Source organism: Streptomyces sp. NPDC029122 (assembly GCF_055569445.1).
In genome coordinates, this window is the sequence record NZ_JBVHWK010000007.1 from 135,468 (window position 1) to 153,091 (window position 17,624).

The 17,624-nt window shown below is 72.3% G+C and carries 14 protein-coding genes; 13 read left to right on the plus strand and 1 reads right to left on the minus strand.

Annotated features, from left to right (window positions below; genetic code table 11):
• Positions 1-154 precede the first annotated feature (154 nt).
• From ACZ4WZ_RS11590 to pgi, 13 genes are all read left to right on the plus strand, one after another.
• The gene (locus ACZ4WZ_RS11590) at positions 155-769 is read left to right on the plus strand and encodes a papain-like cysteine protease family protein (RefSeq protein ID WP_467888352.1); all 615 of its coding nucleotides are present in this window, start codon (positions 155-157) and stop codon (positions 767-769) included.
• Positions 770-774: 5 nt separating this feature from the next.
• Positions 775-1,557: a hypothetical protein gene (locus ACZ4WZ_RS11595; RefSeq protein WP_467888604.1), complete on the plus strand. Its 783-nt coding sequence runs from the start codon at positions 775-777 to the stop codon at positions 1,555-1,557.
• Positions 1,558-1,839: 282 nt separating this feature from the next.
• Entirely contained in the window at positions 1,840-3,840 is a 2,001-nt protein-coding gene (uvrC, locus tag ACZ4WZ_RS11600) for an excinuclease ABC subunit UvrC (RefSeq protein WP_467888355.1), read from the plus strand.
• Positions 3,837-4,850 (plus strand): RNase adapter RapZ, encoded by a 1,014-nt coding sequence (gene rapZ, locus ACZ4WZ_RS11605; RefSeq protein ID WP_467888357.1) that lies wholly within the window; start codon positions 3,837-3,839, stop codon positions 4,848-4,850. Before uvrC ends, rapZ begins: the two co-directional genes overlap by 4 nt.
• Positions 4,847-5,944 carry a gluconeogenesis factor YvcK family protein gene (locus ACZ4WZ_RS11610; protein WP_467888360.1) on the plus strand — a complete coding sequence of 366 codons (1,098 nt, stop codon included), beginning with the start codon at positions 4,847-4,849 and terminating at the stop codon, positions 5,942-5,944. Before rapZ ends, ACZ4WZ_RS11610 begins: the two co-directional genes overlap by 4 nt.
• Complete coding sequence (gene whiA, locus ACZ4WZ_RS11615; RefSeq protein WP_030237199.1) at positions 5,935-6,930, plus strand: DNA-binding protein WhiA; 996 nt, start codon at positions 5,935-5,937, stop codon at positions 6,928-6,930. Before ACZ4WZ_RS11610 ends, whiA begins: the two co-directional genes overlap by 10 nt.
• Before the next feature lie 151 nt (positions 6,931-7,081).
• Positions 7,082-10,042, plus strand: coding sequence for a M14 family metallopeptidase (locus ACZ4WZ_RS11620; protein ID WP_467888363.1), 2,961 nt, complete (start codon positions 7,082-7,084; stop codon positions 10,040-10,042).
• 231 nt (positions 10,043-10,273) lie between these two features.
• Positions 10,274-11,278, plus strand: coding sequence for a type I glyceraldehyde-3-phosphate dehydrogenase (gene gap / locus ACZ4WZ_RS11625; RefSeq protein WP_356873935.1), 1,005 nt, complete (start codon positions 10,274-10,276; stop codon positions 11,276-11,278).
• 150 nt (positions 11,279-11,428) lie between these two features.
• Complete coding sequence (locus ACZ4WZ_RS11630; RefSeq protein WP_467888367.1) at positions 11,429-12,640, plus strand: phosphoglycerate kinase; 1,212 nt, start codon at positions 11,429-11,431, stop codon at positions 12,638-12,640.
• A 15-nt stretch (positions 12,641-12,655) separates the two neighbouring features.
• Positions 12,656-13,432 (plus strand): triose-phosphate isomerase, encoded by a 777-nt coding sequence (gene tpiA / locus ACZ4WZ_RS11635; protein ID WP_467888607.1) that lies wholly within the window; start codon positions 12,656-12,658, stop codon positions 13,430-13,432.
• A gap of 115 nt (positions 13,433-13,547) precedes the next feature.
• Complete coding sequence (gene secG, locus ACZ4WZ_RS11640; RefSeq protein WP_388935080.1) at positions 13,548-13,781, plus strand: preprotein translocase subunit SecG; 234 nt, start codon at positions 13,548-13,550, stop codon at positions 13,779-13,781.
• A gap of 179 nt (positions 13,782-13,960) precedes the next feature.
• Positions 13,961-14,296 carry an RNA polymerase-binding protein RbpA gene (locus ACZ4WZ_RS11645; RefSeq protein WP_007263454.1) on the plus strand — a complete coding sequence of 112 codons (336 nt, stop codon included), beginning with the start codon at positions 13,961-13,963 and terminating at the stop codon, positions 14,294-14,296.
• Positions 14,297-14,467: 171 nt separating this feature from the next.
• Positions 14,468-16,120: a glucose-6-phosphate isomerase gene (gene pgi / locus ACZ4WZ_RS11650; protein WP_467888610.1), complete on the plus strand. Its 1,653-nt coding sequence runs from the start codon at positions 14,468-14,470 to the stop codon at positions 16,118-16,120.
• A gap of 57 nt (positions 16,121-16,177) precedes the next feature.
• On the opposite strand, the gene pgl is transcribed toward pgi, so the two are convergent.
• Positions 16,178-16,960, minus strand: a complete 783-nt coding sequence (gene pgl / locus ACZ4WZ_RS11655; protein ID WP_467888370.1) for a 6-phosphogluconolactonase — start codon at positions 16,958-16,960, stop codon at positions 16,178-16,180.
• Positions 16,961-17,624 lie beyond the last annotated feature (664 nt).

Below are 17,624 nucleotides of genomic sequence, written 5' to 3' on the forward strand. Positions count from 1 at the left end.
CAACCGTTCACACCGCAGCCACACCGTTCACACTGCAATGTCACCGCGTATTGAAGCGTGTTGACCTGATCGCGACAACACCCTGATGCTCCTCCACAGCGTCCGGACGCGCTCCCCCCCCCACACCTCGAGTCCCCACCTCGGGAGGAACGCGATGCGCAACAGAAGCGGGCGGCTGTCCCTGGCCGCCATGATCTCCGCCCTGCTCCTCGTCCTGCTGCCCGTCGGCATCGGCGCCGGTACCGCCACCGCCGCCGGCACGGGCGCGGACACCGCGAGCACGGCCCTGGCGTACAAGCGGCTCGACATCACCATGCAGGCGCAGCAGAAGAGCAACTGGTGCTGGGCCGCGGGCGGCAACACCATCGCCACCTGGTTCGGCCGCACCTACAGCCAGAACCAGTTCTGCAACGCAGCCTTCAACCGTCAGCAGGGCACCGAGTGCCCCAACAACCAGGCCACGCTGGGCAACGTCCAGACCGCCCTGCGCTGGGCCGGCATCAACGCCGGCAGCTATGTGAACGGCTGGCTCCAGTACTCGACCGTACAGACCGAGATCAACGCCAACCGGCCGGTCGAGACCCGCATCCAGTGGTCCAACGGCGGGGGCCACATGCACGTCGTCTACGGCTACGACACCGCCGGCAGCTGGGTCTACTGGGGCGACCCCTGGCCCTCCAGCGACCGCTACAACTGGGCCTCCCACGCCTGGTACGTGGACAACAGCACCTTCTCCTGGACCCACTCCCTCTACCGGATCGGGGCGTGACCGCCATGACCCTGCGCGCCTCCGCCGCCGTCCTCGCGGCCGCCGCCGTCCTGTGGGCCACGGGCGGGCAGGCTTCCGCCGCCCCCGTACCGCAGCCCCAGAGCGTCACCGCCGAGAGCAGGGCGGCCGCCCGCGAGGCCGCCGCCGCGCCCGCCACCTTGGCGACGCTCTCCCGGTTCTTCGCCCGCGAGGGGAGGATCCCGGAGGCCGAGGCCCAGCCCCGGATCGAGGGTGAGGTGACCCCGGTGAGCTACCTGTCGCCCGACTTCGTCGCCGGGAAGGCCGAGGCGCCGGTCGCCCGCCTGGAGTTCCTGGCGAGCGCGGCCGTCTCCTCGGACGGGCAGAAGGCGGCCCTGTGGACCGCGAGGACCGGGGCCGGCTGGCAGGTGGTGAACATCGCCACCGGCGACGACGAGTTCCGCTACGCCCGGCTGGGCGCGGAGAGACTGCCCGGCGGGACGGTGTTCCGCGAGCCGCAGACCGACGCCTGGTACGTGGCACGGGAGGACCGGGTGCTGCCGCTGGACGAGGACGCCGCGCAGGCCGTGGGCGACCGGGGGACGACGCTGGCCGGGTACCGGGCCCGGGTGACGAAGCTGTACGGGGACAAGCTGCCGGCGTCCGCGTACGCGAAGGAGGGCAGGGCCGGGGGCTTCGCCGACGCGGGCGGGGGCGCCGGTGCCGGGCCCGCCGGCGCGCCGGTGGCGGTGGGCGCCGGGGCGCTGGCGCTGGGAGCGGCCGGGGCGGTAGCCCTGCTGCGGCGGCGCCGCACCGGCCTCGGGGCGTAACCCCGGCCCCGGCCCCACCCGCCCGCGGGGCCCGGCACCCGCCCGGGCCCCGCGAGGCCGGGCGCCCGCGAGGCCGGGCTCCGCGAGCCGCCCCGCAGGCCCGCCCCCCGGCCGCCTCCGTCGTTCCGCCCCTCCGGCTGCCGCCGGGGGAGGGCGCCCCCTCGGGCCCGGCCCGGACGCCGCCGGGCCCGGGCGGGCCCACGCCGGCGGGACCGATTCCGCACCGGCCGGGCCGCCCGGTGGTGCGGGGGGTTGTCGGCCCCCGCCAGTAGGGTGGTTGGCATGGCCGACCCTTCCAGCTACCGTCCCGAGCCCGGGCAGGTCCCCGACTCCCCGGGGGTCTACAAGTTCCGCGACGACCACCGCCGGGTGATCTACGTCGGGAAGGCCAAGAGCCTGCGCCAGCGCCTGGCGAGCTACTTCCAGGACATCGCCGGCCTGCACCCCCGCACCGCCACCATGGTCACCACGGCCGCCTCCGTCGAGTGGACCGTCGTGTCCACCGAGGTCGAGGCGCTCCAGCTCGAGTACTCCTGGATCAAGGAGTACGACCCCCGGTTCAACGTCAAGTACCGGGACGACAAGAGCTACCCCTCCCTCGCCGTGACCATGAACGAGGTGTACCCGCGGGTCCAGGTCATGCGCGGGCCCAAGAAGAAGGGCGTGCGCTACTTCGGCCCGTACGGGCACGCCTGGGCCATCCGCGAGACCGTCGACCTGATGCTGCGCGTCTTCCCGGTGCGGACCTGCTCCGCCGGCGTGTTCAAGCGGTCCGCGCAGATCGGCCGTCCCTGCCTCCTCGGCTACATCGGCAAGTGCTCCGCGCCCTGCGTCGGCCGGGTCACCCCCGATGAGCACCGCGAACTCGCCGAGGACTTCTGCGACTTCATGGCGGGACGGACCGGCACCTACCTCTCGCGGCTCGAGAAGCAGATGCACGAGGCCGCCGAGGAGATGGAGTACGAGAAGGCCGCCAGGCTGCGCGACGACATAGGCGCCCTGCGCCGCGCGATGGAGAAGAACGCCGTCGTGCTCGCCGACGCCACCGACGCCGACCTCATCGCGGTCGCCGAGGACGAGCTGGAGGCGGCCGTGCAGATCTTCCACGTCCGCGGCGGCCGGGTCCGCGGCCAGCGCGGCTGGGTCACCGACAAGGTCGAGGCGGTGGACACCGCCGGGCTCGTCGAGCACGCCCTCCAGCAGCTGTACGGGGAGGAGAAGGGCGAAGCCGTCCCCAAGGAGGTGCTGGTACCGGCGCTCCCCGAGGACACGCCCGCCCTCAGCCAGTGGCTCGCCGGCCGCCGCGGATCCGGCGTCAGCCTGCGCATCCCGCAGCGCGGGGACAAGAAGTCCCTGATGGAGACCGTCCACCGCAACGCCCAGCAGTCCCTCGCCCTGCACAAGACCAAGCGCGCCAGCGACCTCACCACCCGCTCCCGGGCCCTGGAGGAGATCGCCGAGGCCCTGGAGCTGGACGGTGCGCCCCTGCGCATCGAGTGCTTCGACATCTCCCACCTCCAGGGGGAGGACGTCGTGGCGTCGATGGTGGTGTTCGAGGACGGCCTGGCCAGGAAGAGCGAGTACCGCAGGTTCCAGATCAAGGGCTTCGAGGGCCAGGACGACGTCCGGTCCATGCACGAGGTCGTCTCCCGGCGCTTCCGCCGCTACCTCCAGGAGAAGCTGAAGACGGGGGAGTGGTCCCCCGAGGACGGCGAGCCCGAGGACGACGGGCGGCCCAGGCGTTTCGCGTACCCCCCGCAGCTCGTCGTCGTCGACGGCGGGCAGCCCCAGGTGGCGGCCGCCAAGCGGGCCCTGGAGGAGCTCGGGATCGACGACGTGGCGGTGTGCGGGCTCGCCAAGCGGCTGGAGGAGGTCTGGCTGCCCGGAGAGGACGACCCCGTCGTGCTGCCCCGCACGAGCGAAGGCCTCTACCTGCTCCAGCGGGTGCGTGACGAAGCCCACCGGTTCGCCATCCGGTACCAGCGCGACAAGCGCGGAAAGCGCCTGAAGGCGGGCCCGCTGGACGAGGTTCCGGGCCTCGGAGAGAGCCGCAGGCTGGCCCTCGTGAAGCACTTCGGTTCGGTGAAGAAGCTGAGACAGGCGACAATCGACCAGATCTGCGAGGTCCCGGGCATAGGCCGCAAGACGGCGGAGACCGTGGCCGCCGCCCTCGCCGGGGCGGTTCCCGCCGGTCCTGCCGTCAACACGGCGACAGGAGAGATCATTGAGGACGAGGTGTCCGCACCTGCGGAGACATCGTCCGAACGGGGGACCGCGCCATGACCGAGCACGAGACCGCACAGACCGCACAGACCGCACACACGACCGGGCGCACGGCCGAGGACACGGCCGGGCACACGAACGAGCACGACCGAGACGGAGCACAGGTGAGTACGGGCACGACCGTGGAGCCCGGCGACAACGCCGAGGCGGCCATCCCCGAGCTGGTGATCATCTCCGGGATGTCCGGAGCCGGCCGCAGTACGGCGGCCAAGTGTCTGGAGGACCTCGGCTGGTTCGTCGTGGACAACCTCCCGCCGGCCCTCATCCCCACCATGGTGGAGCTCGGCGCCCGCTCCCAGGGCAACGTGGCGCGGATCGCCGTCGTCGTCGACGTCCGCGGCCGCCAGTTCTTCGACGCCCTGCGCGAGTCCCTCTCCGACCTGGAGGCCCGCGGCGTCACCCGCCGCATCGTCTTCCTGGAGTCCTCCGACGACGCGCTGGTCCGGCGTTTCGAGTCGGTCCGCCGCCCCCACCCGCTCCAGGGCGACGGCCGGATCGTCGACGGCATCGCCGCCGAGCGCGACCTGCTGCGGGAGCTGCGCGGTGACGCCGACCTGGTCATCGACACCTCCAGCCTGAACGTGCACGAGCTGCGCGCGAAGATGGACGCCCAGTTCGCGGGCGACGAGGAGCCCGAGCTGCGGGCCACCGTCATGTCCTTCGGCTTCAAGTACGGTCTGCCCGTCGACGCCGACCTCGTCGTCGACTGCCGCTTCATCCCCAACCCGCACTGGGTGCCCGAGCTGCGCCCCTTCACCGGGCTCAACGAGGAGGTGTCGGGCTACGTCTTCAGCCAGCCCGGCGCCAAGGAGTTCCTCGACCGCTACACCGAGCTGCTCCAGCTCATCGCCGCCGGCTACCGCCGGGAGGGCAAGCGGTACGTGACCATCGCGGTCGGATGCACCGGCGGCAAGCACCGCAGCGTGGCCATGTCCGAGAAGCTCGCCGCCCGCCTCGCGTCCGAGGGCGTCGAGACCGTCGTCGTCCACCGGGACATGGGGCGCGAGTGACCGGTCGGACCCTGCGGCTGCGCCGCCTGCGCCGCCTCACCCCCGGCCGGGGCGAGGAGGGCGCGGGCCGCGCCGGCCGCCGCGGCGCGGCGCCGAAGGTGGCCGCACCCAAGGTCGTCGCCCTCGGCGGCGGCATGGGCCTGTCGGCCTCCCTGGCCGCGCTGCGCCGGATCACCGGCGAACTCACGGCGGTGGTCACCGTCGCCGACGACGGCGGCTCCAGCGGCCGGCTCCGGGAGGAGCTGGGCGTGCTGCCCCCCGGCGACCTGCGCAAGGCGCTGGCCGCGCTGTGCGGGGACGACGACTGGGGGCAGACCTGGGCCCGGGTCATCCAGCACCGCTTCCAGTCCGAGGGCGACCTGCACGGCCACGCGGTCGGCAACCTGCTGATCGTCGCCCTCTGGGAGCAGCTCGGCGACCCAGTCCAGGCCCTCGACCTGGTCGGGAAGCTGCTGGGCGCGCAGGGCCGGGTGCTGCCGATGTCGGCGGTGCCGCTGGAGCTCCAGGCCCTGGTCAAGGGGCACGACCCGGCGCGCCCGAACGAGGTCGACACGGTCCGGGGGCAGGCCACGGTGGCCCTCACCCCCGGCGAGGTGCTCTCCGTGCAGGTCGTGCCGGCCGACCCGCCGGCCGTGCCGGAGGCCGTCGCCGCCGTGCTCGACGCCGACTGGGTGGTACTGGGCCCGGGGTCCTGGTTCTCCTCCGTGATCCCGCACCTGCTGGTGCCGGAACTGCTCGACGCGCTGGTGCAGACGAAGGCCCGCAGGGTCCTGTCACTGAACCTGGCACCGCAGCCCGGCGAAACCGAGGGCTTCTCTCCGCAGCGTCATTTGGAGGTTTTGGCCCGACACGCCCCTAAACTCGCCCTGGACGTGGTGCTGGCCGACGAGGCCGCCGTGCCCGACCGCGAGTCCCTCGCCGATGCCGCGAAACGGTTCGGTGCCGCGGTCGAGCTGGCTCCAGTGGCCTGGCGTGGGGGTACCTCCCAGGCCGAAGTCGCTGGGGGAGGTTCTCCGAAGCACGATCCGGAGCTGCTGGCCGCCGCGTACGACCGTATTTTTCGGATGCATGGAAGGATCGGCCCATGGCGATGACGCCCGCGGTGAAGGATGAGATCTCACGCCTCCCCGTCACCCGGACCTGCTGCAGGAAGGCGGAGGTCTCGGCGATCCTGCGGTTCGCGGGCGGCCTGCACCTGGTGAGCGGCCGCATCGTCATCGAGGCGGAGCTGGACACCGGCATCGCCGCGCGACGGCTGCGCAAGGACATCCTGGAGATCTTCGGACACTCCTCCGACCTGGTGGTCATGGCCCCCGGCGGACTGCGCCGCGGCAGCCGTTTCGTCGTGCGCGTCGTGGCGGGCGGGGACCAGCTGGCACGCCAGACGGGCCTGGTGGACGGCCGCGGCCGCCCCATCCGGGGTCTTCCCCCGCAGGTGGTCTCCGGGGCCACCTGTGACGCGGAGGCGGCCTGGCGCGGTGCCTTCCTGGCCCACGGCTCCCTCACCGAGCCGGGGCGCTCGTCCTCCCTGGAGGTCACCTGCCCAGGCCCGGAGGCCGCCCTGGCCCTGGTGGGTGCCGCCCGCAGGCTCTCCATCGCCGCGAAGGCGCGCGAGGTGCGCGGCGTGGACCGGGTCGTGGTCCGTGACGGGGACGCCATCGGCGCCCTGCTGACCCGCCTCGGCGCCCACGAGTCGGTGCTGGCGTGGGAGGAGCGGCGGATGCGGCGCGAGGTGCGCGCCACCGCCAACCGCCTCGCCAACTTCGACGACGCCAACCTGCGCCGCTCGGCGCGGGCCGCGGTGGCCGCCGGCGCCCGGGTGCAGCGCGCCCTGGAGATCCTCGGCGAGGAGGTCCCCGAGCACCTCGCCGCGGCCGGCCGGCTGCGCATGGAGCACAAGCAGGCCTCCCTGGAGGAGCTGGGCGCGCTCGCCGACCCGCCGCTGACCAAGGACGCCGTCGCGGGCCGGATCCGCCGCCTGCTGGCGATGGCCGACAAGCGGGCCCAGGACCTCGGCATCCCGGGCACCGAATCGAACCTGGACCTCAGCGAGGAGCTGGCCGACAACATGGCGGGCTGACCAGCGGCTCCCCGGACGTACGCCCTGACGGGCCCGCACGCTCCCCCGTGCGGGCCCGTTCCGTTCCCGGTTTGTCCCGTTGACATGGGCATCGCCGGATCGTGAGCCTGGCGTCCGAACGTTTCGTGGCAGACGACGCCCAGGGGGGCACATGAGGCACCGCGCGAGATCGATCCTCGCCGCAAGCGCACTCGTCCTGGCAACCACACTTGCCGCGCTGCCCGCCGCGGCCCAGCCCCGGCCCGCGTCAGGCACGGCAGCCGGCGCCGACGAGGTACGGACCTACGACGCCGACATCACCCGCGAGCAGGTCCCGCTCGTCCTCGCCGCCGGCCAGGACGGCCACGAACTCTCCGAGCGCGCCCCCGAGACCGGGACCGCCCGGGTCGAGCTCTTCCTCACCGGGGAGCAGGCCGCGCGGCTCGCGGCCCAGGGGGTCAGGCTCGCCGAGCGCAAGGTCTCCGCCCAGGGGCTGGCCCGCGCCAAGGCCGCCGGGGACGGGGTCTTCCGCCCGTACAGCGGCAAGGGAGGCCTGCGGGAGGAGATCCTGCGGACCGCGCAGGAGAACCCGGCGCTCACCAAGGTCGTCTCCATCGGCAGGACCGTCCAGGGCAAGGACATCCTCGCCCTCAAGGTCACCAAGGACGCCAAGACGACCGAGGACGGCGACAAGCCGTCCGTGCTCTACCTGTCCAACCAGCACGCCCGCGAGTGGATCACCCCCGAGATGACCCGGCGGCTGATGCACCACACCCTCGACAACTACGGCAAGGACGAACGGATCACCCGGCTGGTGGACTCCACCGAGCTGTGGTTCCTGCTCTCCGCCAACCCCGACGGGTACGACCACACCTTCACCTCCGACAGCGCCCGGCTGTGGCGCAAGAACCTCCGCGACAACGACGGCGACGGCAGGACCACCGCGGCCGACGGAGTCGACCTCAACCGCAACTTCGCCTACAAGTGGGGCTACGACAACGAGGGTTCCTCCCCCAACCCCTCCAGCGAGACCTTCCGCGGCCCCGGGGCGCAGTCCGAGCCCGAGACCCTGGCCCTCGACGGCTTCGAGAAGCGCATCGGCTTCGCGTACGCCATCAACTACCACTCGGCCTCCGAGCTGATCCTGTACGGCGTGGGCTGGCAGGTCGCCACCCCCACCCCGGACGACGTCGCCTACAAGGCGCTCGCCGGCACGCCCGAGAAGCCCGCCGTCCCCGGCTACCGCCCGCAGCTCTCCTCCGAGCTGTACACCACCAACGGCGAGGCCGACGGCCACGCGGCCAACGCCAACGGCGTCATGATGTTCACCCCGGAGATGACCACCTGCCAGACGGCCTCCGCGATCGACCCGGACGACGCCTGGAAGCCCGAGGACTGCGCCTCCGGGTTCAACTTCCCGGACGACGAGAAGCTGATCCAGCAGGAGTTCGCCAAGAACGTCCCCTTCGCGCTGAGCGTCGGCGAGAGCGCCGCCCACCCGGACCGGCCCGCGTCCTCCGTCGGCACGAGCGCCGCCGACTTCACCCCCGATCCCTTCACCACCTCCTACGCGGCCCGCGGCGAGGACCAGACGGTCGCCGTCACGGCCCGCAAGGCACTCAAGGACAAGCGGCTCAACTTCCGCGTCAACGGCGGCCGTGCGCACGACGACGAACTCAAGGCCTGGAAGGGCGGGAACGTCTACGGCGGCGAGGACAACAACTGGTTCGACGAGTACCGGGCCGCGGTGGACGGCACCCGGCCCGGCGACAAGGTCGAGGTCTGGTTCACCGGCCGCGACCGATCCGGCGGGCTCGTCTCCAGCGAGCACTTCACGTACACGGTGGCGCAGCGCCCCCGCGCGGACGTGCTGGTGATCGCCGAGGAGGGCGCGAAGGCGCGGCACGCCCAGAGCTACGTGGACGCGCTGCGGGCCAACGGGAAGTCCGCGGCCGTCTGGGACGTGGCCACCCAGGGGGCCCCGCACCGTCTCGGCGTGCTCTCCCACTTCGGCACGGCCGTCCACTACACCGGCGCCGCGGCCCCCGGCGGCCCCACCCAGCTGGCGGTCCGCGAGTTCCTCAACGAGGGCGGCAAGCTCGTCGAGGCCGGGGAGCTGGCGGGCGGCCGGGCCCAGGTCGGCCGGGCCCTGACCGACGACTTCAGCCAGTACTACCTCGGCGCCTACGGCCGCACCCCGGCCAAGGGCGCGACCGGCTTCACCGGCGCGGGAGCCCTCGCCGGGACCAAGGGCTCCCTCGGTGACGCGGCGGGCCACCCGCTGGGCGCCCCCGGGGCCTACACCGTCACCTCCGACAGCCTCCCCGAGGCGCGGTTCCCGCAGTTCAAGAGCGCCCAGGCGGGCCAGTACGCCGGCGTCGTGAACCCGTACGCCCCCTACGCGGGCAGCGGGATGGCCGCGGCCGCCCATGACGACGACGACTGGAAGCGGCTCACGCGCACGATCGACCTCACCCGGGTCACCGCCGCCGACCAGCCGAAGCTGAGGATGGCCCTCAACTGGAACACCGAGGAGGGCTACGACCACGCCGTCCTGGAGGCCCGTACGGCCGGCGGGGACGACTGGACCACACTTCCGGAAGCGGGCGGGCTGAGCTCCGCCACAGTCCCGGCGGAGTGCGAGGCCGGATTCTTCCTGGGCGGCCACCCCTTCCTGCGCCGCTACCTCACCCTGGACTCCGGCGGCTGCACCGCGTCGGGCAGCAGCGGAGCGTGGAACAGCTTCACCGGCTCCTCCGGGGGCTGGAAGCAGGCCGCCTTCGACCTGAGCCCCTACGCCGGGAAGACGGTCGAGGTCTCCCTCTCCTACGTGACCGACCCCGGATCGGGCGGCCGCGGCGTCTTCGCCGACGAGGCGCGGGTGTCCCTGGGCGGCGCCGACCAGCCCGTGGAGGGGTTCGAGACCTCCCTCGGCGCATGGGCCGCGCAGGGCCCGCCCGCCGGGAGTCCGGACGTTCCGGGAGATTGGTCCAGGTCCGGAGAGCTCTTCAAGTCGTACGCGGCGGTCACTACGCGTGACACGGTCCTGCTCGGTTTCGGGCTGGAGCACGTTCCTGCCGCGGCGGACCGGGCCGCAGTGCTCGGCAAGGCGCTCGCGTCGCTGGACCGCTGATCCGCCACCCGGTCCCCGCTCACCCTGAGTGACGGGGGCCGGAGTTCCCGAGGCCCCGTGCCGTGGCCACTGGTACAGGGCTTCGGGGCGTCCCCCGTGGGGCAGGGGGAGTGTCAGGCCCCGACCGATGTCACTCCGAAGCTCACAGAGAGGTAGGGTCGTAAGCGGTCGGGGACATCCCATACAGCTCGCCGGCGGGACAGGCCGGCGCACCAACGAGGAGATCGGTTCGTGACGATCCGCGTAGGCATCAATGGTTTTGGCCGAATTGGCCGTAACTACTTCCGGGCTCTTCTCGAGCAGGGAGCGGACATCGAGATCGTCGGTGTCAACGACCTGACGGACAACGCCACCCTGGTGCACCTGCTCAAGTACGACACCATCCTGGGCCGCCTCAAGGCCGAGGTCTCCCACACCGACGACACCATCACGGTCGGCGGCAACACCTTCAAGACCTTCGCCGAGCGCGACCCCGCGAACCTCCCGTGGGGCGAGCTGGGCGCCGACATCGTCATCGAGTCGACCGGCATCTTCACGAAGAAGGCCGACGCGGCCAAGCACATCGCGGCCGGCGCGAAGAAGGTCCTCATCTCGGCTCCGGCCAAGGACGAGGACATCACCATCGTGATGGGCGTCAACCAGGACAAGTACGACGCGGCCAACCACCACGTGATCTCCAACGCCTCCTGCACCACCAACTGTGTGGCGCCGATGGCCAAGGTCCTCGACGAGAACTTCGGCATCGTCAAGGGCATGATGACGACGGTCCACGCCTACACCAACGACCAGCGCATCCTGGACTTCCCGCACTCGGACCTGCGCCGCGCCCGCGCCGCCGCCGAGAACATCATCCCGACCTCCACCGGTGCCGCCAAGGCCACCGCGCTGGTCCTGCCGCAGCTCAAGGGCAAGCTCGACGGCATCGCCATGCGCGTCCCGGTCCCGACCGGCTCGGTCACCGACCTCGTCCTGGAACTCGACCGCGAGGTCACCAAGGACGAGATCAACGCCGCCTTCCAGAAGGCCGCGGAGGGCCAGCTCAAGGGCATCCTCGACTACACCGAGGACGCGATCGTCTCCTCCGACATCGTGAACTGGCCGGCCTCCTGCACCTTCGACTCCTCGCTGACCATGGTCCAGGGCAAGCAGGTCAAGGTCGTCGGCTGGTACGACAACGAGTGGGGCTACTCCAACCGACTCGTCGACCTGACCGTCTTCGTCGGCGGTCAGCTCTAAGGCCGTCAGCTCTTAAAAGCGTAGGGCAAGGCAACACGATGTGAGCACAGGGTCCGCTCGGCGCGATGAGGCGCCGTCCGGGCCCTGTCGCTTGCCTCGCCCTCCCGTCCTCGCCCTCCGGGTGAAGGTCTCCTAAGGAGTAGGAAACACATGAAGACGATCGACGAACTGCTCGCCGAGGGCGTCGCCGGCAAGCGGGTCTTCGTCCGCGCCGACCTCAACGTGCCCCTGGCGAACGGTGAGATCACCGATGACGGCCGCATCCGCGCCGTCCTGCCGACCATCGCGAAGTTGGCCGAGGCCGGCGCCCGCGTGGTCGTCGCCTCGCACCTGGGCCGCCCCAAGGGCGCCCCGGACCCGGCCTTCTCGCTCGCCCCGGCCGCCAAGCGGCTCGGCGAGCTGCTCGACGCGGAGGTGGCCTTCGCCACCGACACCGTCGGCGCCTCCGCCAAGGAGACCGTCGCGGCCCTCGCCGACGGACGGGTCGCCGTCATCGAGAACCTGCGCTTCAACGCCGGCGAGACCTCCAAGGACGACGCGGAGCGCGGCGCCTTCGCGGACCAGCTCGCCGAGCTGGCCGACGTCTACGTCGGCGACGGCTTCGGCGCCGTCCACCGCAAGCACGCCTCGGTCTTCGACCTGCCCGCGCGCCTCCCGCACGCGGCCGGCTACCTCATCGCCACCGAGGTCGGCGTCCTGCAGAAGCTCACCGCCGACGTCCAGCGCCCCTACGTGGTCGTCCTCGGCGGGGCCAAGGTCTCCGACAAGCTCGCCGTCATCGACGAGCTGCTCGGCAAGGCCGACCGCATCCTCATCGGCGGCGGCATGGCCTACACCTTCCTCCACGCCAAGGGCTACGAGGTCGGCATCTCCCTGCTCCAGAAGGACCAGGTGGACAAGGTCAAGGAGTACATGGAGCGCGCCGAGCAGAACGGCGTCGAGCTGGTCCTCCCGGTAGACATCCTGGCCTCCTCGGACTTCCCCGACCTCAAGGGCAAGACCCCGGCGGAGTTCGTCACCGTCGCCGCGGACGCGATCCCCGCGGACAAGGAGGGCCTGGACATCGGCCCCAAGACCCGTGAGCTGTACGCTTCGAAGATCGCCGACGCCGCGACCGTCTTCTGGAACGGCCCGGTGGGCGTCTTCGAGCACCCCGACTACGCGGGCGGCACCGCCGCCATCGCGCAGGCCCTCCTCGACAGCCGGGCCTTCACCGTGGTCGGCGGTGGCGACAGCGCCGCCTCCGTCCGCATCCTGGGCTTCGACGAGAACGCCTTCGGTCACATTTCCACCGGTGGTGGCGCCAGCCTCGAATACCTCGAGGGCAAGACGCTCCCCGGCCTCGCCGCCCTGGAGGGCTGAACCCCCATGACCACTGTGAACGGCCGCACCCCGCTGATGGCGGGCAACTGGAAGATGAACCTCAACCACCTCGAGGCCATCGCCCACGTCCAGAAGCTCGCCTTCGCGTTCACCGACAAGGACTACGACGCCGTCGAGGTCGCGGTGCTCCCGCCCTTCACCGACCTGCGCTCGGTCCAGACCCTGGTCGACGCCGACAAGCTGAAGATCAAGTACGGCGCCCAGGACATCTCGGCGCACGACTCCGGCGCGTACACCGGTGAGATCTCCGGCCCGATGCTGTCGAAGCTGAGCTGCACCTTCGTCGCCGTCGGCCACAGCGAGCGCCGCCAGTACCACGGCGAGGGCGACGAGATCTGCAACGCCAAGGTGAAGGCCGCCTACCGCAACGGGATCACCCCGATCCTGTGCGTCGGCGAGGGCCTGGACGTCCGCAAGGCCGGCAACCAGGTCGCGCACACGCTGGCCCAGGTCGACGGCGGCCTCAAGGACCTCCCGGCCGAGCAGGCCGAGTCCATCGTGATCGCGTACGAGCCGGTCTGGGCGATCGGCACCGGCGAGGTCGCCACCCCCGAGGACGCGCAGGAGGTCTGCGGGGCGATCCGCGGCCGCCTCGCCGAGCTGTACTCCCAGGAGCTGGCCGACAAGGTCCGCATCCAGTACGGCGGCTCGGTCAAGGCCGGCAACATCGCCGCGATCATGGCCCAGCCCGACGTCGACGGTGCGCTGATCGGCGGCGCCGCGCTGGACGTGGACGAGTTCGTCAAGATCGTCCGCTTCCGCGACCAGTGAGTATGCGGTAGGGCCGATCCGTCGTACCCTTGCGGGGGCCGGGGGCCGCGTACGCGCGGCCTGCCGGCCCCCGCTTCCTCCCAGCAAGCCCAGAAAGTAGGAATCAGCCGTGGTTATGGGGTTCTCGATCGCCCTGCTCGTCTTCAGCGCTCTGCTGATGCTGCTCGTGCTGATGCACAAGGGCAAGGGTGGCGGCCTTTCCGACATGTTCGGCGGCGGCATGCAGTCCTCGGTCGGCGGCTCCTCCGTGGCCGAGCGCAACCTCGACCGCATCACGGTCGTCGTCGGCCTGCTGTGGTTCGCCTGCATCGTCGCGCTCGGCCTGCTCATGAAGGCCGCCGCGGTCTGACGGTTCTGGCCATTCGGCCCGTCCCGCCGGTTCCGCCCTGCCTATCATGAGGGCCTGCGTCCACGGCCGGAGCGAGTAACTCCGGTTGCTGGACGCGCGTTGGGCCTTACGTAGACTGGGGCGCCCGCAGCGGACATCCCCTCACGCTCCGCGGCACCATCACGCAGGGAGTTACGACCGTGGCAAGTGGCAACGCGATTCGTGGAAGTCGGGTCGGAGCCGGGCCGATGGGCGAGGCCGAGCGCGGTGAATCCGCGCCCCGCCTGCGCATCTCCTTCTGGTGCTCGAACGGGCACGAGACGCAGCCGAGCTTCGCCAGCGACGCGCAGGTGCCGGACACCTGGGACTGCCCGCGCTGCGGGTTCCCGGCCGGCCAGGACCGGGACAACCCGCCCGCGCCGCCGCGCACGGAGCCGTACAAGACGCACCTCGCGTACGTCCGCGAGCGCCGCACGGACGCCGACGGCGAGGCGATCCTCGCCGAGGCCCTCGCCAAGCTCCGCGGCGAGATCTGAGCGGTCCGTCCGAACGCGACCAGCCGCACTCGAGAGCGGCTCGGGGGCCCGGCACGTGGGAGAACCAATCCCGCGGACCGGGCCCCTTTGTGTGCGTTGTCCCCCTTCCGATCCCTTAGGTTGGACGGTGGCGGGGCACAACAGGACGGAAGAAGTGGGTTGATGTCCGAGATGAACGCAGACAGCCGTACGAGGCTCAACCGGACGCCCGAGTGGCACGCACTCGGCAAGCACCGGGAAGAGCTGGGGCAGACGCATCTGCGGGAGCTGTTCGAGTCGGACCCGGGCCGGGGCACCGGCTACACGCTGCGCGTCGGGGACCTGCACATCGACTACTCGAAGCACCTCGTCACCGACGAGACGCTCGGGCTGCTGCGCGAACTGGCCTCGGCCACCGGCGTGGCGGAGCTGCGGGACGCGATGTTCCGCGGCGAGAAGATCAACGTGACGGAGGACCGCGCGGTCCTGCACACCGCGCTGCGCGCCCCCCTGGACGCGGTCGTCGAGGTGGACGGCGAGAACGTCGTACCCGGCGTGCACGAGGTCCTCGACAAGATGGCGGCCTTCTCCGGCCAGGTCAGGTCGGGGGAGTGGACCGGATTCACCGGCGAGCGCATCAAGAACGTCGTCAACATCGGCATCGGCGGCTCCGACCTGGGCCCCGCCATGGCGTACGAGGCGCTGCGCGCCTTCACCGACCGCGGCCTGACCGTGCGGTTCGTGTCCAACGTGGACGGCGCCGACCTGCACGAGGCCGTGCGCGACCTCGACCCGGCGCAGACGCTGTTCATCATCGCGTCGAAGACCTTCACCACCATCGAGACCATCACCAACGCCACCTCGGCACGGGAATGGCTGCTCGCGGGTCTGGGCGGTGACCAGGCCGCCGTGGCACGGCACTTCGTCGCGCTGTCCACGAACGCCGAGAAGGTCACCGAGTTCGGCATCGACCCGGCCAACATGTTCGGCTTCTGGGACTGGGTCGGCGGACGCTACTCCTTCGACTCCGCCATCGGCCTCTCCCTGATGATCGCCATCGGCCCGGACGCCTTCCGCGAGATGCTCGGCGGCTTCCACGCCATGGACGAGCACTTCCGCACCGCGCCCCCGGAGCGCAACGCCCCGCTTCTGCTGGGCCTGTTGGGCATCTGGTACGGGGCCTTCTTCGACGCGCAGTCGCACGCGGTGCTCCCGTACAGCCACTACCTCTCCCGTTTCACGGCCTACTTGCAGCAGCTGGACATGGAGTCCAACGGCAAGTCCGTGGACCGGGAAGGCAATCCGGTCGACTGGCAGACCGGCCCGGTGGTGTGGGGCACGCCCGGCACCAACGGACAGCACGCCTACTACCAGCTGATCCACCAGGGCACCCGGATGATCCCGGCGGACTTCATCGGCTTCGCCCGCCCGGTGGCGGAGCTGCCGCCGGCGCTGGCCGCCCAGCACGACCTGCTGATGGCGAACTTCTTCGCCCAGACGCAGGCCCTGGCCTTCGGCAAGACCGCCGACGAGGTGCGCGCGGAGGGCGTCGCCGAGGAGCTCGTCCCGCACAAGACCTTCCGGGGCAACCACCCGACGACCACCATCCTCGCCGCCGAACTGACGCCTTCGGTGCTGGGACAGCTCATCGCGCTGTACGAGCACAAGGTGTTCGTACAGGGCGCGGTGTGGAACATCGACTCCTTCGACCAGTGGGGCGTCGAACTCGGCAAGGTCCTCGCCAAGCGCGTGGAACCGGCGCTGACCGAGGGCTCGGACGTGGAGGGCCTCGACCCGTCGACGCGGGCGCTGGTGACCGCGTACCGGGAACTGCGCGGCCGCTGACGCACGGCGAAGGGCCCCGCACCGGTCGCCGGTGCGGGGCCCTTCGCGCGGTTCCCGTCAAGCGGAAGCCGGGGGATACAGCCCGGCGGGCAGCTTGGCCGCCGCCGCGCGGTCCAGCAGCCACAGGGTGCGGCTGCGGCCGTGGGCGGCCGCGGCCGGGGCCTGGACCCCGCCGGCCCCGCCCAGGGCGATGGCCACCGCCCCCGCCTTGTCCTCGCCGGCCGCCAGCAGCCAGACCTCGCGGGCCGCGCGGATCGCCGGGAGGGTGAGCGAGACGCGGGTCGGCGGCGGCTTCGGGGCGCCGTGGACGCCGACGACGGTGCGCTCGGTCTCGCGGGCCGCCGGGTGCTCGGGGAACAGGGACGCCACGTGGGTGTCCGGGCCCACTCCCAGCATCAGCACGTCGAACGTGGGCACCGGGCCGTGGTCCTCGGGCCCGGCGGCCTTCGCCAGCTCGGCGGCGTAGGCCGCCGCGGCGGCGTCGACGTCGTCGCCGTACGGGCCGTCGGAGGCGGGCATCGCGTGCACGCGGGCCGGATCCACGGGGACGGAGTCCAGCAGCGCCTCGCGGGCCTGGACGTGGTTGCGCTCGGGGTCGTCGGCGGGGACGTAACGCTCGTCGCCCCACCAGAGGTCGATGCGGGACCAGTCGACGGCGTCCCGGGCGGGGGCGGCGGCGAGCGCCGCGAGCAGGCCGTTGCCGTTGCGGCCGCCGGTCAGGACCACGGAGGCCGAGCCGCGGGCCGCCTGTGCGTCCACGATCTTCGTGATGAGCCGGGCCGCCGCGGCCTGGGCCATCAGCTCCTTGTCCCGGTGGACGACGACCTGGGGAGTCGTCATACCCATGTGCTGCCGCCTTCTTGGTAGTTCTGGGATGAATGGTGCGCGTCGGCGCGGGGTGCCGCTGCGCGGAGCCGTTCCCCACCCCGCCCCTTCCCGAAACCGGGGGCAGGCCCCCGGACCCCCGTACGGGCGCTCCGCCCCGAAGGGGACCGCACCCGGCGAGCGGGGCCGTCGAGGATGCGGTGGGTCCGGGGCCATGCCCCGGGCCGCCCGCCGGCGGGGCCGAGGTTCCGGGGCTGCGCCCCAGGTCCTTCGGTCCCGCTGACGGGGTGGCGGACCGGGGGCTGTGCCCCGGCGCGGGCGCCTGGGCGGCCGGTGGTGCGGCGGTCCAGGGCCGCGCCCCGGGCGGCCGGCCACGGGGTCGAGGCCCCGGGGCTGCGCCCCAAGTCCGTGGCGAACCGGGGCTGCGCCCGGGCCCCCGGCCCCCGGGCCGCCGGTGGTGCGGTGGATCCGGGGCCGACGCCCGGGCCGCCCCCCCGACGGGGTCGGAGGGGCCGAGGGCTGCGCCTCGGGGTTCGGGGTTGTGCCCCGAGCCCGTGTGCCGGGCCCGGGCGGCCGGTGGGGGGGGGGGGGGGGGGGGGGGGGGGGGGGGGGGGGGGGGGGGGGGGGGGGGGGGGGGGGGGGAGTGGGGGGGGGGGGGGGGGGGTGGTGGGGGGGAGGC